Annotated in this window: 19 protein-coding genes; 15 read left to right on the forward strand and 4 right to left on the reverse strand. The window is 51.4% G+C overall.

Features of this window, described 5'->3' with window-relative positions; genetic code table 11:
• The first annotated feature begins 181 nt into the window (after positions 1 to 181).
• A complete protein-coding gene (locus R50912_RS07800) occupies positions 182 to 496 on the forward strand; it encodes a transposase (RefSeq protein ID WP_052416094.1) in 315 nt (104 codons plus the stop codon).
• Between the two features lie 5 nt (positions 497 to 501).
• Entirely contained in the window at positions 502 to 1,434 is a 933-nt protein-coding gene (locus R50912_RS07805) for an IS3 family transposase (RefSeq protein WP_081956422.1), read from the forward strand.
• A 321-nt stretch (positions 1,435 to 1,755) separates the two neighbouring features.
• Here the strand turns inward: R50912_RS07805 and R50912_RS07810 are convergent, their stop codons facing one another.
• Both R50912_RS07810 and R50912_RS07815 read right to left on the reverse strand, forming a co-directional pair.
• Positions 1,756 to 2,799, reverse strand: a complete 1,044-nt coding sequence (locus R50912_RS07810) for a HAMP domain-containing sensor histidine kinase (protein ID WP_042233731.1) — start codon at positions 2,797 to 2,799, stop codon at positions 1,756 to 1,758.
• Positions 2,796 to 3,470, reverse strand: a complete 675-nt coding sequence (locus R50912_RS07815; protein WP_042233733.1) for a response regulator transcription factor — start codon at positions 3,468 to 3,470, stop codon at positions 2,796 to 2,798. The genes R50912_RS07810 and R50912_RS07815 overlap by 4 nt, the downstream gene beginning before the upstream one ends.
• A 258-nt stretch (positions 3,471 to 3,728) precedes the next feature.
• Here R50912_RS07815 and R50912_RS07820 point away from each other — a divergent pair, with 258 nt between their 5' ends.
• From R50912_RS07820 to R50912_RS07835, 4 genes are all read left to right on the forward strand, one after another.
• Entirely contained in the window at positions 3,729 to 6,107 is a 2,379-nt protein-coding gene (locus tag R50912_RS07820) for an ABC transporter ATP-binding protein/permease (protein WP_042233735.1), read from the forward strand.
• Positions 6,108 to 6,285: 178 nt separating this feature from the next.
• On the forward strand, positions 6,286 to 7,212 hold the full coding sequence (locus R50912_RS07825; RefSeq protein WP_042233738.1) for an ABC transporter ATP-binding protein: 927 nt from the start codon (positions 6,286 to 6,288) through the stop codon (positions 7,210 to 7,212).
• Positions 7,209 to 8,363, forward strand: coding sequence for an ABC transporter permease (locus R50912_RS07830; protein WP_042233741.1), 1,155 nt, complete (start codon positions 7,209 to 7,211; stop codon positions 8,361 to 8,363). The genes R50912_RS07825 and R50912_RS07830 overlap by 4 nt, the downstream gene beginning before the upstream one ends.
• Positions 8,360 to 8,707: a hypothetical protein gene (locus tag R50912_RS07835; protein ID WP_042233742.1), complete on the forward strand. Its 348-nt coding sequence runs from the start codon at positions 8,360 to 8,362 to the stop codon at positions 8,705 to 8,707. Before R50912_RS07830 ends, R50912_RS07835 begins: the two co-directional genes overlap by 4 nt.
• A gap of 40 nt (positions 8,708 to 8,747) precedes the next feature.
• Here R50912_RS07835 and R50912_RS07840 read toward each other — a convergent pair whose 3' ends face one another.
• A complete protein-coding gene (locus R50912_RS07840) occupies positions 8,748 to 9,038 on the reverse strand; it encodes a hypothetical protein (protein ID WP_039308497.1) in 291 nt (96 codons plus the stop codon).
• Between the two features lie 166 nt (positions 9,039 to 9,204).
• Complete coding sequence (locus R50912_RS07845) at positions 9,205 to 10,695, reverse strand: DHA2 family efflux MFS transporter permease subunit (protein ID WP_042233745.1); 1,491 nt, start codon at positions 10,693 to 10,695, stop codon at positions 9,205 to 9,207.
• A 234-nt stretch (positions 10,696 to 10,929) separates the two neighbouring features.
• Here R50912_RS07845 and R50912_RS07850 point away from each other — a divergent pair, with 234 nt between their 5' ends.
• The 9 genes from R50912_RS07850 (at position 10,930) to R50912_RS07890 (ending at position 21,930) form a co-directional block, all read left to right on the forward strand.
• Entirely contained in the window at positions 10,930 to 11,511 is a 582-nt protein-coding gene (locus tag R50912_RS07850) for a TetR/AcrR family transcriptional regulator (RefSeq protein WP_042233747.1), read from the forward strand.
• Between the two features lie 96 nt (positions 11,512 to 11,607).
• Positions 11,608 to 12,435: a metallophosphoesterase gene (locus R50912_RS07855; RefSeq protein WP_042233749.1), complete on the forward strand. Its 828-nt coding sequence runs from the start codon at positions 11,608 to 11,610 to the stop codon at positions 12,433 to 12,435.
• Between the two features lie 447 nt (positions 12,436 to 12,882).
• Positions 12,883 to 14,490 carry an extracellular solute-binding protein gene (locus R50912_RS07860; RefSeq protein ID WP_042233751.1) on the forward strand — a complete coding sequence of 536 codons (1,608 nt, stop codon included), beginning with the start codon at positions 12,883 to 12,885 and terminating at the stop codon, positions 14,488 to 14,490.
• A 100-nt stretch (positions 14,491 to 14,590) separates the two neighbouring features.
• Positions 14,591 to 15,493: an ABC transporter permease gene (locus tag R50912_RS07865; protein WP_042241837.1), complete on the forward strand. Its 903-nt coding sequence runs from the start codon at positions 14,591 to 14,593 to the stop codon at positions 15,491 to 15,493.
• Positions 15,494 to 15,529: 36 nt separating this feature from the next.
• Complete coding sequence (locus R50912_RS07870) at positions 15,530 to 16,402, forward strand: carbohydrate ABC transporter permease (RefSeq protein ID WP_042233753.1); 873 nt, start codon at positions 15,530 to 15,532, stop codon at positions 16,400 to 16,402.
• Between the two features lie 25 nt (positions 16,403 to 16,427).
• Positions 16,428 to 18,131, forward strand: a complete 1,704-nt coding sequence (locus R50912_RS07875; RefSeq protein WP_042233755.1) for a DUF8769 domain-containing protein — start codon at positions 16,428 to 16,430, stop codon at positions 18,129 to 18,131.
• A gap of 108 nt (positions 18,132 to 18,239) precedes the next feature.
• The gene (locus R50912_RS07880) at positions 18,240 to 18,458 is read left to right on the forward strand and encodes an ROK family protein (protein WP_042233757.1); all 219 of its coding nucleotides are present in this window, start codon (positions 18,240 to 18,242) and stop codon (positions 18,456 to 18,458) included.
• Positions 18,451 to 19,629 (forward strand): MFS transporter, encoded by a 1,179-nt coding sequence (locus R50912_RS07885; protein WP_042233759.1) that lies wholly within the window; start codon positions 18,451 to 18,453, stop codon positions 19,627 to 19,629. The genes R50912_RS07880 and R50912_RS07885 overlap by 8 nt, the downstream gene beginning before the upstream one ends.
• 63 nt (positions 19,630 to 19,692) lie before the next feature.
• The gene (locus tag R50912_RS07890; RefSeq protein ID WP_042233763.1) at positions 19,693 to 21,930 is read left to right on the forward strand and encodes a helix-turn-helix domain-containing protein; all 2,238 of its coding nucleotides are present in this window, start codon (positions 19,693 to 19,695) and stop codon (positions 21,928 to 21,930) included.
• Positions 21,931 to 22,222 lie beyond the last annotated feature (292 nt).

A 22,222-nucleotide genomic window follows, 5' to 3' on the forward strand; every position in this document is an offset into this window, starting at 1 on the left:
TATGAGTACCTGAATCCGCCGAAAGCAGGCGGCAAGCGGGAATGAGGGGCAGAAGTGCCCCTGAATCCGCCGAAATCAGGCGGCAAGCGGAAATGAGGGGCAGAAGCTCCACAGCCCCCTAAAGAAGTTGGAGTCCTCCCCCACAAAAATGTAGACTGAATACAAGAGGAGGAGGAGCACAATGGGACACCTAACAGGAACAAGAGAGAAGGCAGCGCAAGAGGTGTTGTCTGGCATAAAGGCAGCGGTGGTTGCCCGGAAATATGGGGTGACCCCAGCGACGGTGAATCAGTGGGTGAGAGACTACCGAGGGGCCCATGGGGAACAAGATCATCCGTATCCCCAGGAGCAGGTGGAGGAACTGAAGCGCCTGCTGGAAGTGGAGCAGAAATACGAGAAGGCCGTCAAGATGCTCGGCGAAAAGGAGTTAGAGATTGAGATTCTCCGTGAACTGCTAAAAAAGCCAAGCCCTGCTTATCCGAAAAAATCGAGGTAGCCGACATGTTCATTAAGCAGGGGAATACAGCGGCCTTAGTGCTGCGTCTCATAGGGCTAGCGGAGTCCACGTACTACGACCGTAAGAAACGCAGGTCACTGTCCCCAACAGCCGTTCAAGGGGGGCGTGGAAGGCCCCAGCCAGGCTACTCCTTGACCGAGTCTGGCGAGAAGATTAGCGACGAGGAAATCCAGGAATGGCTGCTGGAATTAATCGCTGGAGAAGAGCACGTGTACGGGTACAAACTGCTGGCCAAGTGCTTGTGGAATCAGCACCGGTTGAAGCTCAATCACAAGAAAAGCTACCGGCTGTGTCAGGCGCTGGATATCCTGCAGCCCCAGCGTCAGAAGCGCTTTAAGCATCCCCGGAAGCTGCCGGAGAACCGGTTCATTACCGGAGCGGGCCAACTCTGGCAGATGGACATTAAGTATGGTTACGTGGTGGGCCGTGACAGGCACTTCTTTGTCCTGAGCATTATCGATGTGTTTACCCGTGTCATCGTCGGCTACCACCGGGGATCGTCGTGTGAGGCGAAGCATGCCTGCCAGACGCTGGGACGCGCCATGGAGCAACACTGCGCCCCTGACAGCGCACGTCCGGTGATTCGCACCGACAACGGACCACAGTTCGTCAGCCACCTGTTTGGCGACATGTGTGAAAGCTGGGAAATGACCCATGAACGCATTCCGCCTCGAACGCCGGATTTAAATGCTTTTATTGAATCGTTCCACAGCAATATCGATCGGGATTTGTTCCGCAAAGAGGCCTTCGACACGTTCGAAGAGGCCTATGAAGCCGTGGACCGGTACATGGACTTTTACAATAACCGCAGAATGCATACGAGTCTTCGCAACATGCCGCCAGCTACCTTTGCGGAGTGGGTGCTGACCCTAGAAGACCGCTCCGGCTTCTTCTGGCCGAGAGAAAAAGCGAAATAAAGAGCAAGGCTACGACAAGTACCGATTTTATACGGAGGACTCCGGGATAAGGGGGTCGCACCGGCAGAAGTGCCCCTGAATCCGCCGGAAACTGGCGGCAAGCGGGAATGAGGGGCAGAAGTGCCCCTGAATCCGCCGAAATCAGGCGTCAGGTGGAAATGAGGGGCAGAAGTGCCCTTGAATCCGCCGAAATCAGGCGTCAGGTGGAAATGAGGGGCAGAAGTGCCCTTGAATCCGCCGAAATCAGGCGATCAGCGGCACGAGGATCTAAGAGTCCTCCGCCCCGGCTCCCGCTCCGCCCCGGCTCCCGCTCCGCCCCGCTCACGCCCCCGCAACCGGCAGCTTGATCGTAAACGCCGAGCCTTGCCCCGGCTCGCTGCGCACCTCAATGGTTCCCTTGCTTAAGCTGATGATGCGCGCGGTCAGCGGCAGGCCGAGGCCGTTGCCTCCGGCCGCGCGGGCGGGGTCGCCCTGATAGAATTTCTCGAAGATATGCTTACGCACCTTCGGAGTCATGCCGATCCCGGTGTCGGAGATGATCACGGAGATCCAGGAGCTGTCCGCCTGGATGGAGACCGAGATTTCCCCGCCTTCCGGCGTGAATTTGATTGCATTGCCAAGCACATTGAGCCACACCTGCATCATCAGCTCTTCATTTCCATAATAGCGCTGCTCCTCCAGGTCGAGATTAAGATTAAGCTGTTTGGCAGACCAGAGGGACTCCAGCAGCAACAACGCCTGGCGGAGCTGCTCATCCAGAGGGTATTCAGCCAGCTCGGTAAGCATTTCCTGATTTTCGAGCTTGGATATTTTGAGAATGTTGCCGGACAGATTGGACAGCTGCCGTGAACTCTCAATAATCATCCCGGTGTATTCGTCATGCTCCTCTTTGCTCAGGTTCTCTTCCTGCAGGAGCATGGCGTAGCCTTCGATAGCCGCAATAGGGGTCTTGAATTCATGAGACACATTGACTACGAAATCATTGCGCAGGGTCTCAATGCTGCGCAGCTCCTGTACCATGAGATTGAAGTGATGTGCCACCTCACTGATCTCATTGACGCGGTGCGACTCATTCAAATAGATATCGAAGTTGCCGCCGGCGATCTCCTTGGCCGCTTTGCTGAAGTCCGTAATCGGGGACAATATTTTGCGGCCTACCATAATGCTGATAGTGGTCCCGATGACCAGACTGAATAACATCATAGTCAGAATAGGCGGGAAGGGGTTTCCGTGCTCCCAGGTGTTATTTTCTACCCGGAAATACAGGAAGGCCAGCACAGCCATAATGAAGACAAACGACAGAATGATGATGAATACCATGGATACAAAATACCACCACAGGCCACTGTTTTTGCCGCTCCTCATCCCCGTTTCACCGCCTTATAGCCAAGCCCCCGGACGGTGACGATTTCAAAATCAGCGCTATCCCTGAAACGCTCACGCAGGCGGTTAATATGAACCACCACCGTGTGCTCATCCGATTCGGAGTCCATCCCCCATATTTCATCCATCAGCTGCTGCTTGGTGAAGATTTTATTCGGATAAGAGATCATTTTATAGAGGAGATAGAATTCCTTCTGTGGAAGCAGGATACTCTCAGGCCCCTGAATTACAGTTAACGTATCGTAGTCCAGCACGGTTTCTCCCCATTCAATTTTGCGCTCGCTGATGATTTTGGCCCGGCGCAGCAGCGCCCCGACACGCAGGATCATCTCATTCACATTGATCGGCTTGACCATATAATCATCGATCCCGACGAGGAAGCCCTGCTGCTTATCGGCAAAATTCTCCCGCGCCGTCACCATAAGAATGGGAAGCTGCTGATCATTGTCCCTAAGCGTCCGTGTCAGCTCGAAGCCATCCATCCGGGGCATCATTATATCGCAGATAATCAGATCAATATATTCCTTATCCAGCACGTCCAGCGCATCCTCGCCATTCACGGCCGGCAAAGCCTGGTATCCATTTCTGGTGAGTACGGTACAGAAGAGCTGGCGTAACTTGGCATCATCCTCAACCACAAGAATATTAAACATAAGGTCTCCTCCTGGAACGGTTCCATGTTATTCAACGTATAGCTTGTTTATATATGGTTTTGGGGTCTCTCAAGTACCTGATTAACTGAGTAATCCCCCGAAGCCAAAGTACTTGTTCTAGTATACCTCATCAAGATCAAGTCAAGCTCAACTGGGAGTTTAGGTTTAGTTTATATTGGGCGGCTATACTGGGGTACAGTAAGACTAGAAGATTTCAGAGAGACTAATGATTACAGGGATGGAAAGGGAGATCGGACAATGCTGCAATTAAAAAACATCACCAAGAGCTACAAGACCGGCGAATTTACACAGGTTGCACTGGATAAAGTAAATCTCAATTTCAGAGAAAGTGAATTCGTCGCGATTCTGGGCCAAAGCGGCTCGGGTAAGACCACGCTGCTGAATATCGTCGGCGGGCTGGATCAGTATGACAGCGGAGAGCTGATCATCAACGGCCAATCGACAGAGCGCTTCAAAGACAGCGAGTGGGATGCGTACCGCAATAATAGTGTCGGCTTTATTTTTCAAAGCTATAATCTGATCTCACATCTGAGCATTACAGACAACGTGGAGATGGGGATGACGCTCAGCGGGATAGCTTCAGCTGAGAAGCACCGCAAGGCGCTTGAAGTACTGGAGAAGGTTGGACTTAAGGATCATGTGCACAAAAAGCCGAATCAGCTGTCGGGCGGACAGATGCAGCGTGTAGCGATTGCCCGTGCGCTGGCGAACAATCCGGACATTATCCTTGCGGATGAGCCTACAGGTGCCTTGGATTCAGAGACCAGTGAGCAGATCATGGAGCTGATCAAGACCATTGCGGAGGATAAGCTGGTGATCATGGTTACCCATAATCCGGAGCTGGCAGAGAGCTATGCAGACCGCGTCATCCGCTTCTCGGACGGTCATGCGATCTCCGACAGCAATCCGCTGGCCACGCAGAAGACCTCAAGTGCGTATAAGCTGAAGCAAACGAGTATGAGCTTTTTCACAGCACTGAAATTATCCGGTAAAAATATCGCCACCAAGAAATGGCGTACGGGGTTGACCGCTTTTGCCTCAAGTATCGGAATTATTGGCATCGCGCTGATCCTGTCCTTGTCCAACGGCTTCGATAAACAGATCAGCTCATATGAAACCGGCGCACTCTCCAACTTCCCGGTCTCGATCAACCAGACGGCGATAAATTTGCAGAATGCTGGCCCTCCGGGTCAAGAGTCAACGGAACTTACCTCTTATCCTGTTGATAAAAAGCTCTATCCGTATGACCCGACCGTGAATTCAGCCATGCATACGAATGTGCTGACCAAGGAGTATATGGAGTATCTGGATGGAATTGATCCGAAGCTGATTGACGGCGTTTCTTATACCCGCACCGTGAATATGAACTGGCTGGTTATGGATGGGGACAAGGCAACCACTCTGGATAAAAGCAATATTACTGTAGCCCCGTATCCAAGCAAACAGGGCAGCGCTTCGGGAAGCTATCTGGAGCAATATTACGATCTGCTGGAAGGATCATTCCCTACAGAGAAGACGGATCTTGTGCTCATCGTGGATCAATACAACCGTCTGACCGATGCTGCAGTGGATGCTCTGGGGCTGGATTATAAAGCGGAGAGCATCAATCTGAGCGATCTTGTAGGAACTCAATTGAAGCTGATAATGAACAATGATTATTATAAGAAAAATGGCGAGCAGTTTGTTGTCAATGGGACAGCTGCTGATCTGACCGGTCTCTACAATAGTCCTAATGCCGTGACGCTGAACATTGTTGGTGTTCTGCGCGGGCAGGAAGGTTCCAGCATTTCTACGCTGTCTCCCGGCATTGTCTATTCCGATGAGCTGGCCGCTACGTTCATTGCCGATGCACAGAAATCTGAGATTGTACTTGCACAGGAAGCCGCAGATACCAATGTGTTGACAGGGCAGGCCTTGTCAGAAGGGGTAGCCGGCATGGCTTCGAGTGGTGCAATGGGCGGTTCTCCCCTCATGAACGCTGGTATGGCAGCAGCAGGCAGTATGGCTTCCTTGACTAAAGACGATGCACTTGCCGCTCTGGGGGCAACTGAAATTCCAAGCGCAGTCTCGCTGTACCCGATTGATTTCAGTGCCAAAGAATCCGTTACAGCCTATCTGGACAAATGGAATGAAGGGAAGGCAACGGAGGATCAGGTGCAGTATACCGATCTGGCGGCTATTGTCACCAACATTTCCGGCGGGATTATGGACGGAATCACGATGGTACTGATTGCTTTTGCAGCGATTTCCCTCGTGGTCTCACTGATTATGATCGCGATCATCACTTACATTTCTGTTATGGAACGGACGAAGGAGATCGGCGTACTGCGTGCGCTGGGTGCCCGCAAGAAGGATATTACACGGGTCTTCAATGCCGAGACCTTCATTATCGGGGCTTGCTCGGGGATTCTGGGGATCGGCATTACCTACCTGCTGACCATTCCGGTTAACGCGATTCTGTATAACCTGACGGAGCTGAAGAATGTGGCTCAGCTTAACCCGCTGCATGCGCTCATTCTAGGCGTGATCAGCGTCCTGCTGACCATGCTCGGCGGTGCGATTCCGGCCAAGATGGCAGCGAAGAAGGACCCGGTTGCTGCACTGCGCAGTGAATAATAGACCGTAGTCCTGACAATCCGGACAAAATTTCAAGAAATCCAAAGGGCGTACATCCCTTTGGATTTTTTTGTCATTGATCACAGACGAATAGAGTATTGTGGGATAAAATAACAGAAATGAGAGTTTCTTTTGGTATGAGGCCCGTATCAGAACTGTTCAGGAGAGTGTGAGAAGAGTGAATGATATACTATTAGAATTAAAGGAAGTGGATAAAAGCTTTGGCAGCTTTAAGGCAGTTGACCACTTGTCCTTCACGGTGAGGCGGGGTGAAATTTTCAGTCTGCTGGGCCCAAATGGTGCCGGCAAAACAACGGTCATTCAATTAATCGCCGGTACATTGGAACCGGACAAAGGGGATATCCAAATTGGCGGTATCCCGTCCCGGAGCAACCGCTCTTTGAACAAGCGGGTGGGAGTCTGCAGTCAGGAATTGCAGCTGTGGCCGCTGTTAACCTGCGAAGAACAGCTTCATTTTGTAGGGGATTTGAATAGAATGGATAGGCAATGGATCAAACAACGTACAGCTATGCTGCTGGAAAGCGTCGGGCTCGCGGATAAGCGTAGGGTGCTGGCGAAGAATTTATCCGGGGGCATGCAGAGAAGGTTGCATATCATTCTGTCGGTCCTTCATGATCCCGAGCTGATCATCCTGGATGAACCCGAAGCCGGGCTTGATCCGCAGAGCAGGGTGCTGGTTAGAGATTTCATCACATCGCTGTCGTGTTCCAGTGCTGTGCTGCTTACTACGCATAATATGGATGAGGCACAGCGCCTGTCATCCAGAGTAGCTGTGATGGACCGGGGAAGAGTACTGGTCTGTGACACGCCCGCTATGCTTCAGCAGAAGATTGCTCCTGAGGAGACGCTGGAGATCAATTATCAAGAGCCTGTGCAGAGGACAGCGCAGCTGGATTCACCGGAATATACTGTACAGTTCAATGATACAAGCATCTGCATTAGAGGGGATCGCCTGACTGCAGCAGTTCCGCGTATTCTTAGCCGGCTGACCTCCATATACGGTAATCCGTTAACTTTCACTCTAAGGCAAAGTACGCTGGAAGATGTATTCATTAAGCTGACGGGAAGGTGCTTGCGGGAATGAGAGTGTGGGCGGTGTTCAAAAAAAGCTTAGTGGAGCAGTTTCGGGATTACAAGGCGGTCCTGCTAACCATTCTTTCACCCATTGTCTTTATCGTCATCTTCGGGCTGGCTTTCGGACAGGGATTCTATACTTATTCGCTGGCGATATCGGATGAAGATCAGGGGGGGCTCGGCGGCAGCCTGGTGCAGCAAATCGTAAGCAGCGAGTATCCGAACGGAAATACGATGTTTAAGACCATTCAGGCGGATTATAACAAGCAGGAGTTACTGGATGGGGTTAAAAAAGGTAGATATGATGCGCATTTGTACATTCCGCCCGGCTTCAGTGAGTCGCTCCTCAGCAACGGGCGTTCCGGCCAGTCCTCACAGGTACAGGTGAAGCTGCTCGGCAATCCGTCCAATCTGACGTACAGCTTCATCAGCAGCTTCGTGGAGAACTATATTCATAATTTTGTGTGGGCGAACGGCACGGCGGAGAGTCCGGTGCAGATTGTATATGAGGAAACCGGTGAAGTGAAGGTCCAATCGGAATTTGAGAATATGGCTCCGGGGCTGATGGTATTTTCGGTCTTTTTCCTGTTGATTCTAAGCTCGATGGTGGTGACGAGGGAGCTGGAGAACCGGACGATTCAGCGGATTATGCTGTCCAAGGTCAGAGCGTTTGAATTTTGCGCAGGCGTCAGCCTGTCACAGATGGTGCTCGCAGCGATTATGCTGCCCCTTGTTTTTGCTTCCAGCCTATTGCTGGGCTTCTCATCCTCCGGCTCCTATGCGCTGGCTTACCTGGTCAGCCTGATCGCAACCTTCTCAGCCATCGGCATCGGGCTGATCATCGCGGCATTTTGCCGAACTTCATTGGAGGCCTTCATCATCGGCAATGTGGTGGTGACGCCTATGATGTTCCTGGCCGGGATTTTTTTCAAAGTTCCGCCGGTTAAGCTATTCGCGGTTATGGGCAAAGAGATTGAGCTGCTGACACTCATGCCGACACTTGATGCTGTAAGCGCGATGAACAAGATTCTGATTAACAACGCCAGTTTCAGCGAGATTCTTCCAGAAATTATTGTGCTTGTGTTGTTATCTGCGGGCTATTTCTTAGTGGGAGGGTATTTGTTTAGTCGTAAAATAATGCACTCAGGAGGGGTAAAATGAAAACCAAAACCAGTAATAGCGTCACTATGACGGCGTACTTTCTTGTGCTGGCGGCTGTTATTACATTGCAGGATGTATTCACGAATTACAATCTGAGGATCGTATTATCTTTGGCGCTAGCCATTGTCTTTGCCTACATCATTTCAAGAAGTGCCATTCAGCAGCCGTCATCCTACAGAGCGATAACACGGTTATTAATTGCTTTCTTTGTCTTTACCTGTGTATATCATATCCTGCTATCCGTAGCCTTAGGACAGAGTATATTTGCTAATTACTATTGGGGCTTCTTATGCGTAATCTATTTGTTAATCTGGCTGCGTGTCCGCTTTAGCCCGCAAAAATAATATCTGGCATGGCTTCACGGACATAGCCGGCAACAGCGGATTACTCCGCAGGCGGAAGCTGGGCGCGCGTGGACTTCTTTTTGTTAATCTCCTTGGACAGCTCTAAATGCTGCTGGGAGATTTTTTTGAGTTCTGCCTGTAATTTAGTGATCCGGCTCATTTTGCTGCTAAGTGCGCTGGGGGAAGTGCTTAATTTACAGTCTTTTTCGATCTGGTTAATTTTGAGCCGGGTCTTGTGGGTCTTCTTCTGGAGCTCCGCTATACCCGATTCCATCTCTGTGATTTCCTGATTTAAGCGGTTAAGCATAGATTTCGTGAAGCTAATAGCCATCCGGGCACCTCATACTCTTCTTCTATAATGTACAGCCAAGATATTATTGTACTACAAGCGTTTGGTTTATGCGAGGAGCCCGGCAGTAACGGTTGTGCCGTCAACAAAAAAGGGGCTATCCCAGGCAGCTATTTCATGGCTTTTGGGATAACCTCTTTTGCATAACCTAGACTTCCTTGGCAACAACCGTCTTTAGCTTCATTTCGGGTTCTTTCTCCGAGGCCTGGCCTACCTTCTTGATGAAGAAGGAGAGCAGCAGGCCGATGATGCCGATACCCACAATGACCAGATACGCATCATTGATACCCTGGATGGTAGCTGCTGTAATCATATGCTCCTTAGTGTCTTGCACGCCACTGACCATCATATCCTTCATGTGGGTAGTGGTACGGCTGGTCATTACGGTGACCAGCAGGGAAGTACCCACAGCGCCGGCCACTTGTCTTACAGTATTCGAGATGGCTGTACCATGCGAATTAAGCTTGGATGGCAGCTGGTTCAGCCCGAGGGTCTGAATCGGCATGAGCAAGAGCGCCATTCCGATCCGCCGTCCGGTGGACATGAGCATCAGATAGGCATAGCTTGTCGAGTCGGTCAGATTCACGAAGCTCAGGGTAGCGAGGATCGTGATCAGCAGGCCGATAATGGCCAGCCACTTCGCACCGAAGCGGTCAAACAGCTTGCCGGTAACCGGCATGAGCAGGCCCATAATGACTGCACCGGGAAGCAGCAGCAGGCCGGATTCCATCGCTGTGAATCCGCGTGCGTTCTGCAGGTAGAGCGGCAGCAGCATCATATCTGCATACATCACAATCGTAACCATGACACTGATGACAGTGGTCAGGGAGAACATATTATATTTGAAGGCCTGCAGATCCAGCAGCGGGCTATCCGAAGCCAGCTGTCTCCATACGAACAAGCCGAGGGAGATAACACCTGCAGCCAGCGACAACAGTACCTCTGCGCTCGACCAGCCAGCGCTGGCCGCCCGGCTGAAGCCGTACAGCAAGGTTCCGAATCCGATGGTGGACAGGGCCACGCTGGTTAAGTCGACTTTTGGATAAGAACGCTCTGCTACATTTCTCAGATAAACAAATCCGCAGACAATAACGATAACCGTAAGCGGAAGCATGCCGTAGAACATAGTCTCCCAAGAATAGTGTTCCATAATGTAACCGGCCAGTGTAGGGCCGATCGCCGGGGCGAAGATAATGGCGAGTCCGACCATACCCATGGCGGCGCCTCTCTTCTCACGCGGGAACAGGGTTAAGATGACATTGGTCAGCAGCGGCATAATAATACCGGCACCGGCTGCCTGAATCATACGTCCGGTTAGCAGAATCGGGAAGCTTGTCGCCATAGCTGAAACGACCGTTCCTGCGAAGAAGATAAACATAGATGCCTGGAACAGCTCGCGTGTAGTGAAACGCTGCATCAGATAAGCAGTGATTGGAATCAGCACACCGTTAACCAGCATATAGCCGGTGGTCAGCCACTGGGCCGTTGCGGCCGTGATGTTGAAGTCATGCATTAACTCCGGTGTGGCAACGCTCATTATCGTCTGATTCAGTGTGGCCAGAAAGGCGCCGAGAATCATTACGAAAAGAATAGGTCCCTTTTTGATGGAACTGTCTTGAATGTCTGTCTTGTTACTCACTATTCTCCATCCTTTCCAATCGCCGAATCATGGACTAAATTTACAGTGTGTTGTATAGTTTACAATGTATAAAGTAGATTATAGATGAAATTTTCATGTAATCAAGCAACGATTTCTGAAAAACTGTATATTAGTTTACGATTAAGCTATAACTGTAGTTTATATAGGCGATAAACGACATTTTATTGAAAAGTGTAGTCTGCGATTTGAACGTTGAAGAATGGAGTGATTAAAATGACGAAAACTCCCCCGCATGTGGACCCGCGTGTCCTGCGTACACGGCAATTGCTTAGAGAGGCTGTAATTGATCTGATGGAAGAAATGAGCATTGAGAAAATTACGGTCAACCGCATCGCGGAGCGGGCCAAAATTAACCGGGTGACCTTCTATCTGCATTACCGGGATATCCCCGATATGATGGAGAAGATGGCGGATGATATGGCCGAGGACGTGCTTCAAGTGGTAAGCGGTTATATGGGGAATGCTGAAGCAACTGAAGGAGAACAATGGCCGATGCTGGAGCGCCTGCTGACGCATATCGCGGAGAATGCCAAATTCTATAAAATTGTGCTAACGTCGCGGAAGAGTACGATATTCACCGATCGCCTGTTCAGGCTGATGGCGGATATCATTTCTACCCGGGTGGAGAGAAGATTGGCTACCCGCAATGCTTCTGAAGTAACGGTTCAGAAGGACATTGCCGTATGGTACGGCTCTGCAGCCCTCATCGGTACGATCATCGCCTGGCTCCGGGAGGATATGCCGTATTCGCCGCAGTATCTGGCCAAACAGATCACTTCGCTGCGTTCGAGCTAAGGAAAGTCCATAGGTCCAAGAACCGCCAATTCATCCCGCATATAAATAGTAGATATTACTGTGCATCGCGAATCTGTTGATATGAGGTGGTTCCAGGTGAATAGGCAGGCACGTCCAAAGCGGAAACGGGTAATTCCGGCAGGGCAGCAAGCTGTACCCCGGGTAAAGCGCAGAGTGAAGGCCCAGGCCGTCGAATTTGCGGTGTTTGGCGACAGCCATGTGGGATACGGAAACAGCTTGAGTATATTTAAAAGTCTCTTGCCCAAAGCAGTGGGCAGCGGCAATAAACGCTTTATCATCTTTGGCGGAGATAATGCACAGGCAGGAGCGGATCACGGGAATAATGCGAACGCGTATTACAAAGAATTCAAGAATACAGTAACAAGCACGCTCGGAAGCATCCCGTATAAGGCCTCTATAGGAAATTGGGAAGCAAGCACCCGGTCCCTATTTACGCAATACTTGGGGGCGGTTACAGGACAGATGAATTTCCCAGGGACACAAGGTAAGGTGAAATATGTATGGCTTGATTGTGCTCTGGGACAATTCACTCCGGCGAGTATCACCCTGCTGCGCAATCTGGATGACCGGTATTTCTATATTATTGATTTCCACTGGCCGCTAAGAGTGCAGGGAATTACGGTTGATTCCAGCCATGTGCTCAGCGCTGCGGAGACATCCAGATTCTTCTCGGCGATTCCGGTAAAAGCTAGAGATAAGGTCCTGGCTATCTTCACACATCATGGACATAAATTCTACCGGAAGCTTAGCAATATTAATCCGGGATACCCACGGACGAAATTCTTCGTATGCGGCTGCTCGGGAGACTATAAATGCAAGCCGGATGGAAACATGGGTTACTATAATGCCAAATTAACCAGCAGCGGCTCCGGATATAAAGTCGATGCGTATATTGCACACTGAGTCTGTTCCGGCTCCAGGTTATATTTAGTAGAGAAGAGAGTGTTCCTGCGGGAGCATTCTTTTTTTGCAAATATAAGAATTTATATATTTCACGCTATAAATTATCGTTCTATTTCTCGCTGAAACGGTAAGGTCCTGTATAAGGACGGCAAAGCCGTTTCTACTTGCTGCCTGGAAGGCATAGCTGACATACACTAAGGCCAAAATAAGCAGAATTTGCTATTGTATATGGCAGATAGGGGAGTTGAAAGCAGTTTGTTTGGACGATAATTGTTTGTTTATAAGCTTTTCTTACATATATAACGTGTGTTTTAGGGTGGAAAATGGTTTATTGTGCACTTATCTTAACTCATGTAATACTAGGTGACATCAAAGGTGCTTGCAACAAGTTAATCGGCAACTGAAGATAAGTTTTCTGACATTGATAAGGGGAAAGGTGATGAGAGAATGACAACAAGAGGGTCTAAGAAATGGGCAAGCCCGGCAATAGCGGTGCTGATGGCCTCCACAATGCTGTTATCCGCGTGTTCTTCGAAGGAGGATACGGCGAGCGGCAATGCCGGTTCCGGTTCTCCTGAGCCTGCTACATTAAAGGTAGAGGTGTTCGACCGCGGAAATACGCCTTCCGGTTATACGATCTCTGACAGTTACCTGACCAGACTTGTGCAGGAACGGTTCGGTAAGCTGAACAATATTGATGTAGAGTTCGTTCCTGTTCCCCGTTCAGAAGAAATTCAGAAGCTGAATGTGCTGATGGCCAGCAAAAGTGAAGTGCCTGACATCGTGTTCACCTATGATTCGGGAACATTCAACCGGTATGCCGAGCAGGGCGGGCTTACGGATCTTACAGAGCTTATTGACGAATATGCCCCGAACCTGAAAAAGTTCCTCGGCGAGGACACGTTGGCTTACGGACAATACAACGGCAAGCAATTTGCGCTTCCGGGAAGAAGGCTTGTGCTTGGTAAATACGCCGGATATGTCCGCCAGGATTGGCTGGATAAGCTGGGACTGCCGGCACCGACGACTACGGAAGAGCTCTACACCACACTCAAGGCGTTTAAGGAGCAAGATCCGGGCAACACCGGCGGTAAGGTGATTCCGTTCGGAGTAAGTCTCGCAGCTGCGCAGTATGAACCGCTGATCTGGTCGTTCATCAAGCCGCTTACTGATGAGCAGCGGTATACGCTGACCCAGCAGCTGGGCTCAAGCGATTACCCGGCGCTGCTGCCGGGCTTCGAGGATGCGCTGAAATTCATGAATAAGCTCTATAATGAAGGGCTGATGAGCAAGGACTTCGGTCTGGATAAAGATAAAAAGCAGCTGTGGCAGAGTCTGCAGAATGGTCTGGTAGGCTTCTATACAGAGGATGCCGGTGAGCCGTACTTCACCTGGAACGACTTCTATGAGAATCTGCAGACCCATGTGCCGGGTGCCTCGATCACGCCGGTAGATACCTTCACGAATGCGGCGGGTGAACATGCCAAACCGGCCTATGCACCCAATGCAATGTATGTCATGATCCCGAAATCAAGCAGCAATGCTGTAGCGGCGCTGAAATATCTCGACTGGATGGCTTCGGACACGAACCTGTTCGATATCCAGTTCGGTGTGGAGAATGAGAACTACACCCTTGTGAACGGAGTTCCGGTTGTTAAACCGGATGCGACCTCTGAAATTACGGACCGTCTGTATAACTTTGGAGATATTGCGGTAATTGTTAATGGCAAATTTGCCGGTGATGATGCCAAGAATGAAGCGGCTTACATTGCCCAGACTCCGGAGAAGTTCCAGGCGGACATGAAGAAATCTGTTGAAATCTCTAATGTTGACACCATTCAGCCGGTACGGTTCGGCCATCCGATTGAGGCTGAAGCGAAATACGGAACGGCGCTGGCCGACAAGTTCCAGGAAATTATCGTGAAGATGACCATGATTAAGCCAGAACAGTTCGAGAGCACTTATGATTCGATGATCAAAGATTATATGGCGAGCGGCGGTCAGGCGATTCTCGATGAACGTACGGCAGCTTATAAGGAAATGACGTCCAAATAAACGGACGGAGCATAAGAAAGAGAAGGGTATGCGCTATGGAGGCCGGTCAAGGCCTCCAGCCGCTGCCGCAGACAAAGGGCAGGAGAGGGGAGTGGAGGCAGTGAAGAACACGACTTACTTACGCAGAAACTGGCAGATATACGCTTTGCTTATGCTGCCGGTCATTTACTTTCTGATTTTTAAATACGGGCCGATGTACGGGGTGCAGATAGCGTTCAAAGAATTTAACTTCTTTGAAGGTATCGCCGGCAGTGAATGGGTCGGGCTGGATATTTTCCGCGAGGTCTTTCAGAGTAACGATTTTTTCAAAGCACTGCGCAACACGCTACTGCTCAATCTGCTGGATCTGATTATTTCTTTTCCAGCACCGCTGATTCTGGCAATTATGCTCTATGAGCTGCGGATCATCTGGTTCAAGAAATTCGCCCAGACCATTCTGTATGTCCCTCATTTCATCTCTTGGGTCATTATCGGCGGCATCGTGCTGCAGGTATTCGGCACAGAGTCAGGCTTCATCAACAACCTGCTGACAGGTATGGGGCTGGACGCTATTCCGTTTCTCTCCAACAAGCATTACTGGCTGATCACGTATTTGCTGGTCGGAGTGTGGCAAAGTGCAGGCTGGGGAACCATTCTATACCTGGCGGCATTAACCGGCATCAACAAAGAGCTGTTCGAAGCCGCAGAGGTGGACGGAGCAGGCCGCTTCAAGAAAATCTTCCATATTTCTCTGCCGGGCATCAAAACAACGATTGCTACCCTGCTCATTATCAACCTGGGCAATATGATCTCCATCGGCTTTGACCGGCCGTTTATCGTCGGCAATGTAGCCGTCCGCGATTACTCCGAGGTGCTCAGTACCTTCGTATACCGTGTCGGCATAGAATCCGGACAAATCTCACTGGCAACTGCAGTCGGCTTATTCCAGGCGCTGGTAGGTCTGATCTTCCTGCTCGGTGCGAACTATGCATCCAAGAAGCTGGCGGATGAGAGCATACTCTAGTCAGTCCAAAGCAAATAGAGACGAGGGGGAACAACGATGAGCGAACGCGCATCAAACCGGATATTTGATATCCTTAATGTCTTGATCATTATTGCCGCTATTCTTGTATGTCTGCTGCCCTTTGTTCATATTATTGCGATCTCGCTCAGCTCCAGCCGTCCGATCATGTCGGGCCTGGTGACCTTTTTTCCGCGGGAATTCACTTTTGAGGCCTATACCAAGGTCTTCTCCGATATGTCGATGATCCGTTCACTGGGCTTCACGATTATGCTGACTATTCTGGCTACCGTGCTGTCGATGGCCATGACAATAGCCGTTGCTTACTCTTTGTCCAAGAAGGAGCTGCGCGGACGAAAATGGTTCATGCTGATTATCGTCGTTACGATGTTCTTCAGCGGAGGCATTATTCCGGATTATATCCTGATCCGGAACCTCCACCTGCTGGATACCGTCTGGGCGCTGGTGCTGCCCGGTTTAATCAGCCCCTTCTATATGATTATCCTGATATCCTTCTTCAACAGTATTCCGAAGAGCCTGGAAGAGGCAGCGGAGATTGACGGGACGACGCATCTGGGCACCTTGTTCCGCGTTATACTTCCGTTGTCACTGCCGTCACTGGCCACATTAAGCTTATTCTATGCCGTAGGCCGCTGGAACGGATTCCAGGATGCGCTGATGTATATCAACCGTCCGGATCTCTATCCGCTGCAACTGAAGCTGTATCAGATGATCCAGAACAATCAGGTCAGCGAGCTGATGCAGCAGGAGGGTCTGGGTATGGCACAGCTGATGCCGGAGAGCTTGAAGGCGGCAAGCGTAGTCTTCTCCACAGTGCCGATTCTGATCGTATATCCATTCCTGCAGCGTTATTTCATCAGTGGCATGATGGCAGGTGCGGTTAAAGGCTGAGGAAGACGAATAGGAGGGAGATACCGTGACACAGGCGATGATCGACAGGCTTACGGAAAGACAGCGCCATCTGGTAGAGCAGGCGATGGCGCTGATGGATTCATTCTATGACGCAGAGATGGAGCTGCTGATTGATGAGGAGCAAAGTGACCGGCATAATACGCGCAGCAGTGCGCACTATGCACTGGGACTGCTGATCCGCAGCGGTGAGGGTGATCATGAACGGGCAGTGGGGCTGCTGAATAAGGTCATGGACCTGCAGTTTGACTGCCCGGATGAGATTTATCACGGCACCTTCCGCGTGTCGCCCCAGGCTGCGCTGCCACCGGCCGGGAACTACAATTGGAAGGAATTCGCACCGGGTTTTGCATACTTTCTCAGTGAAACTACTGACAAAATCGGCAAGCGGCTCGGCACCGCACTTTCCCGGGAAATAAGTCAGGTTCTGCCGGATTTTGATGAGCTGGCGGTTAGGAGATATCTGCAGTCTGCAGTGGATGAGGTTCTGCCTCCCGTATGGAAGAGCTATGACCCGAACTGGCGTGAGTTCATCGCCAGCACGTTTGCGGTGATTCTGGGCGAGTTCGGTGATGTACTCCCTGCGGAGCTTGTCTCACGCATGGACGAATCCATGCAGCTGGCAGTCTCGGCTTCCATCGACCGGCGTCTCTCCGATGCCGTGCCGATGAACTCCAATATTGAGCTGATGCACATCTTTATCGTCCATTATTACGGGCACAGGTTCGCCCGGGAGGACTGGACCCGCCATGCTGACCAAGAAGCCGCTGCATTCCTCGCGGCCTATGCCGAATTCGGCTCAATAGCCGAGTTCAATACAACGACCTATTACGGCGTTGACCTTACGGTGCTGGGCTTATGGAGAACCTATGGATGTTCTGCCGCTTTCAGGGAAACCGGGCAGACACTGGAGCGGGGAATGTGGAACAACATTGCCTTGTTCTATAATCCGGTACTGGAGAATCTGTCGGGACCGTTCTCCCGGGCTTATGAGATGGAGATGACCGGACACAGCTCCATCGGTGTGTTCCTCTATCTTGCGCTGGGGGCAGGCTACGAGCATCTGGCTGCACCGAACTGCGAGACAACACATGATCCGCTGATTGCGCTGGCTGGCGTTGACATTCCGGCTGAACTAATGCCGCAGTTCGTAAGCTTTGGCGGGAGCCGCAGAGTGGAGAAGCAGTTCCGCGAGCTGTGTGAGCGGGACAAGCCGGGAGAGAACCGCAATCTCTGCACCGCTGCGGCCTGGATCGGGGAGAAGCGGATGATCGGGGCGATGTCGGGGAGCCGCAATACGAACGGCCAAATGCATCCGGCGACCATTCACTGGATGGATACCGGCGGTGCCCGTTATGATCTGCGCCTCATCCGCAGGGAGCCGGGCAAGAGCTGGAACAGCCATCTGCGCGGCATGATCTTTGAGGCTACGGCAGAGAAGGATCTGCTGACTGCGGCTGTTCGGCTAGATACAGACGTCCCGGTTGAAGTGTTGTTTGAAATTACCGGACCGGGGCTGGCTGCTGCCCGGATAACGCCAGAGCGCTGGATATTGCCGGCTCTTGGCTGTAGTGTAGTAGCGGCTGCATCGGCCCCGTCCATACAACTGGATGAGCCGGGAGAGAAGCTGGAGATTATCTATCTGCACTGTCCCGAAGACGGCGTGCAGGAGATGACCTTTACGCTGCGGCTGGACCCGGCTTCAGAATAGATAAGGCCTGTGAAGATAGACCTCAAGCAAACGGCGAGGTCTATCTTTGTCTACAATGGGGCATCCGCAGAAAGCGGAGAGCCTGAATATGGAAGGTGGCATACAGAAATGGCAGAGGCGAGAGTAACCCGGATTTACGCCGGTATTGATGTCGGCAGCACCAAAACAATGTTCTGCGTCACCGGCGGCAGTGGAGAAATTCTGCTGCTGGAGCGGAGAAGTACGGCGGCGTATGAAGCCCCCGGACCGTTTATGGCTTGGCTGTCTGGTGAATTAGCGCATCTGCTGCGGCCATCTTGTGGTAAAGGAAGAATGCAACATGGATGATACGGCAATCATACCTCTGGAAGCCAGGACCGAGCTGCTGAAGCTGCGCTTATTATATTTGCTATCGGGTCTTGCAGGCGGACTTTTTAATCCCTATCTAACGACCCTGTTTGTACATCAGGGCATCGGGGCCAATGTCGTGGGGGTGCTCATGTCGATCGGAACGCTGCTGTCCATCACAGTTCAGCCGGTATGGGGCCTTATGGTAGACAGATACCGCCAGACGAAGCTCGTGCTGTTGCTGAGTATTTCTGTACCGGCTGTTTTGTCTTGCTTATACGGCTTCAAGTACACTGCGGTAATTATAATGGCCTATATACTCTCTATAGTCTTTCAGGCTACCCAAAGTCCTGTAGCGGACTCCTATGCTGTTACTGCGGCCCGCAAAGGACGCACCTCCTACGGAACGATTCGCAGCCTGGGCAGTCTTGGCACGGCAATAGGCGGTTATGCCGGAGGATTCTATCTTTCGCATTTTGAAATTACTCAGCTCTGGATGCCGTTTCTGTTCTTGAGCCTGGGCGGGGCGGCAACTGTACTAACACTGTCACGCAGTACGGAGCGGACAGCAGCGGCTATATCACTGTCGCAAGGCATGAAGGAGCTGCTGGGAAATAGGCTGTTTGTGTTGTTTCTACTGGCCTGCTTTTTCGTAAACCAGACGCTTACGGCTTATAATTCCTTCTTCGTCCTGGCGTTTCAGGAGGCCGGGGGCAGTTACTCCCTGGTCGGGACAGCGCTGCTGCTGGCTTCACTTACGAATATACCTTCGATGCTGCTGGCTGACAGAATCCTGAAGCGGATCGGACATGAACGGACGCTGCTGCTGGCTGCCTTCTTTTATGCGCTGCGCTGGGGAATTCAATGGCTGTTCCCGGTGCCGGCGGTCATGGTGGGGATTCAGGTGCTACACGGGTTGTCCTTCGGGCTGTTCTATGTGGCTGCGGTGGAATATGTGGCAGAGGCTTCCGGCAAAAGAATGCAGGCTACCGGCCAAAGCTTGTTCAACATGGTTTTTTCCGGATTGGGCGGGATTGTAGGGAACCTGTTAAACGGTTATTTGTTCTATTCAGGCGGTGCACAGATGATGTATCTGGCCTGCACGGTTAGTGCACTTATCGGCGCGGGCATGCTATATTGGATAAACCGAATGGCCAAGTCATCTGTGTGAGCTTTTCTTTCATCCCGCAGGCAAAAGGTTTCGGATTCCATTTCAAGAAGGGCGGGAGTACATATGAAACGAAACTGGTCGAGCAGAATGATGTTCTCCTATTTCCCTATCTTTTTGCTGACAGTGTCGATCCTGATTTTCCTGTCGTTCCTGATTGTGGGCGAGCTTTCACGCAGTGAGACGGACAAAGCCAACCGCATCTCTACCGGCTACGTAGTAGATTCCCTGCAAAATGCGCTGAGTGATGTGGAATTATCCGTGCTCCAGGAGATGGAGACCAATCATGATTACGGCGATTTCCTGAACGGGCTGAGCGATGAAGGCGACCGGACCCGGCTCTATAATTCTGTAAAAGATATGAGTGCTGTCCTCTACCGCAATCAGCTGATTGACTCGATCTATATTTACCGTAAGTGGGATGATAAAGTGCTGACACTCAGCGGGCTGGTGGACAGGGAAGTGTTCGCAGACCGGGAATATCTGAACCAGGCGCTGACGGAGAGCGGTGAGCGGAACTGGAGTGATGTGCGTACGCTGCGGATATTCAGCTCTGACCAGCCGGTGCGGGTGATTAGTATGCCGAAGAAGCTGCCGCTTCCCTTCGGGGCCGAGGGGATGATCGTCGTCAACTTAAGCATGTACCGGCTGGAACAGATGATTGACAGCATGACGAACAGCCAGGTGTCCTTCATGCGTGTGGTGGACGGACAGGGACAGCTGATCTATACGGCGCATGGGGACAATAATATGCAGGAAGGCAGCGTGCTTACCCGCATCTATTCGGATAATACAGGCTGGACCTTTGAGAGCGGCATTCGTGCGGGCGAGTTATTCGCCTGGATGTCGGTCGTGTCGTATGTCTGGATTATTATCGGCATCCTGACCGTCGTGCTGGGCACGCTTTATATTCTATATATCACCCGCAAAAACTACCGGCCGATCCAGGCCATGATGAACCGGATTCAGGCGCTGCAGTTCCGCGAGGAGAGTCTGGACAGCAAGTCGCGCAGCGAGCTTGTGCTGATTGATCAGGCGCTGGAGACGCTGATTAATCAGACGGTAAGCTATCAGGAGCAATATGACGAGAACCTGCTGGTGCAGCGCCGCCAGCTGTTCCTGGATCTGATGGAAGGTGAACGGGGCGATTCCCCGGACGGGAAGCTGGAGCGGTTCAAGCCGTTCACGGAAGAGGCTGAAGCTTATGCGTTTATTGCCGCAGAGATGAACCAATATGACGGGTTCCGCCGCAAATATCCGGCGAAGGAGCAGAATATGCTCAAGCTGACGCTGATGAATCTGTTCCAGGAGCTGGCGGCGGAAGAAGGCTTGCAGGGCTGGGCCGAATGGGTGAGCGGCAACCGGATTGGACTCATCGTCGGGAGTGCTGACAGTCTGAAGGATGACAAAATTACTTTGCGTAAACTCGCGGAACGTTATCTCCGCTGGGTGAGTGACAACCTGGGGTTGTCGCTGGCGATTGGAGTAGGCCCGGTGGTTACCGGCCTGGAGGCCATTTCGGATTCCTGCAAGGCGGCGGAAACGGCACTGCAGCATAAGCTGTCACTCGGTAAAGATATGGTGGTGCTGAGCGACAGCCTGCCTGACCGCTCCACGCTGCATTCCTATAAATACCTGCAGATGCTGAGCGAATTTGTCCGTGAATTCCGGATCGCCGATGAGAATTGGCGGAAGCGGGTAGATGAGCTGTTCGTCTGGTTCAGCGGTGATCAGATCAGGGATGAAGAGATTCGTATGCTGCTGCATATGCTGATCCAGATGCTTGACCGGGAGCTGGGGCAGCTGTCGGACAGCCTGCGGCGGATTTTTGGCGGGCCGAGTCTACAGGGGTATTACAGTGAGATCGAGGCGCAGGCCACGCTGGAGCAGGTTCATTCAGTAATGCTGAAGTGGCTGGCGGAAATTTACCGGATCTATGTCTCGGTCAATGAATCGAAGAGCTACCGGGCGATGATCAGCGAGATGAAGGTATATATAGAAGAGAACTTTGATAATCCTGATCTTTCGCTCAAGCATCTAAGCGACCGGTTCCAGATCTCGGGCAAATATGCCAGCCATTTGTTCAAAGAGGAATTCGATATGAAATTCGTCGATTTCCTGACCCAGCTGCGGATGCAGCGCGCGGAATATCTGCTCGCCACAACCAGCGATAATCTGCAGGACATCGCCTTGAAGCTGGGCTATACCAGTTCGATCACGTTCGGCCGGGTCTTCAAGCGGGTCGTCGGGGTTACGCCGGGTGACTACCGCAAGCACCGGATGAAGCCGGGAGCGGAAGATTAAGACAACAGAAAAGGGGGCCCGGTGCATCGTATTTAAGGCTATAACCAGCCGATTGCCGATCCATAGGTGATGGGAGAAGTCGTGTGCCTTATATAATTTGCTGATAATGAGGCCCACTCAAGTTGACGACTGGAGAATTGTTGTATAAACTTGCAACTCTAGCCCGTAGATGCCGGAGTATTTGAGCGGATTGTTGTAGGAAATACAAGAATGTTTCATTAATCAGCTTGGATGGGGAGAATTGCTGCATTTCGTACAATAATTCCCGCTTACGGCGGATTTGACGGGCAGA

Source organism: Paenibacillus sp. FSL R5-0912, assembly GCF_000758605.1.
Lineage (GTDB): Bacteria > Bacillota > Bacilli > Paenibacillales > Paenibacillaceae > Paenibacillus_AQ.

Coding starts and splice junctions, on each gene's coding strand:
- R50912_RS07800 (WP_052416094.1), top strand. CDS start 182: ATGGGACACCTAACAGGAACAAGAGAGAAGGCAGCGCAAGAGGTGTTG.
- R50912_RS07805 (WP_081956422.1), top strand. CDS start 502: ATGTTCATTAAGCAGGGGAATACAGCGGCCTTAGTGCTGCGTCTCATA.
- R50912_RS07810 (WP_042233731.1), bottom strand. CDS start 2,799: ATGAGGAGCGGCAAAAACAGTGGCCTGTGGTGGTATTTTGTATCCATG.
- R50912_RS07815 (WP_042233733.1), bottom strand. CDS start 3,470: ATGTTTAATATTCTTGTGGTTGAGGATGATGCCAAGTTACGCCAGCTC.
- R50912_RS07820 (WP_042233735.1), top strand. CDS start 3,729: ATGCTGCAATTAAAAAACATCACCAAGAGCTACAAGACCGGCGAATTT.
- R50912_RS07830 (WP_042233741.1), top strand. CDS start 7,209: ATGAGAGTGTGGGCGGTGTTCAAAAAAAGCTTAGTGGAGCAGTTTCGG.
- R50912_RS07835 (WP_042233742.1), top strand. CDS start 8,360: ATGAAAACCAAAACCAGTAATAGCGTCACTATGACGGCGTACTTTCTT.
- R50912_RS07840 (WP_039308497.1), bottom strand. CDS start 9,038: ATGGCTATTAGCTTCACGAAATCTATGCTTAACCGCTTAAATCAGGAA.
- R50912_RS07850 (WP_042233747.1), top strand. CDS start 10,930: ATGACGAAAACTCCCCCGCATGTGGACCCGCGTGTCCTGCGTACACGG.
- R50912_RS07860 (WP_042233751.1), top strand. CDS start 12,883: ATGACAACAAGAGGGTCTAAGAAATGGGCAAGCCCGGCAATAGCGGTG.
- R50912_RS07870 (WP_042233753.1), top strand. CDS start 15,530: ATGAGCGAACGCGCATCAAACCGGATATTTGATATCCTTAATGTCTTG.
- R50912_RS07880 (WP_042233757.1), top strand. CDS start 18,240: ATGGCAGAGGCGAGAGTAACCCGGATTTACGCCGGTATTGATGTCGGC.
- R50912_RS07885 (WP_042233759.1), top strand. CDS start 18,451: ATGGATGATACGGCAATCATACCTCTGGAAGCCAGGACCGAGCTGCTG.
- R50912_RS07890 (WP_042233763.1), top strand. CDS start 19,693: ATGAAACGAAACTGGTCGAGCAGAATGATGTTCTCCTATTTCCCTATC.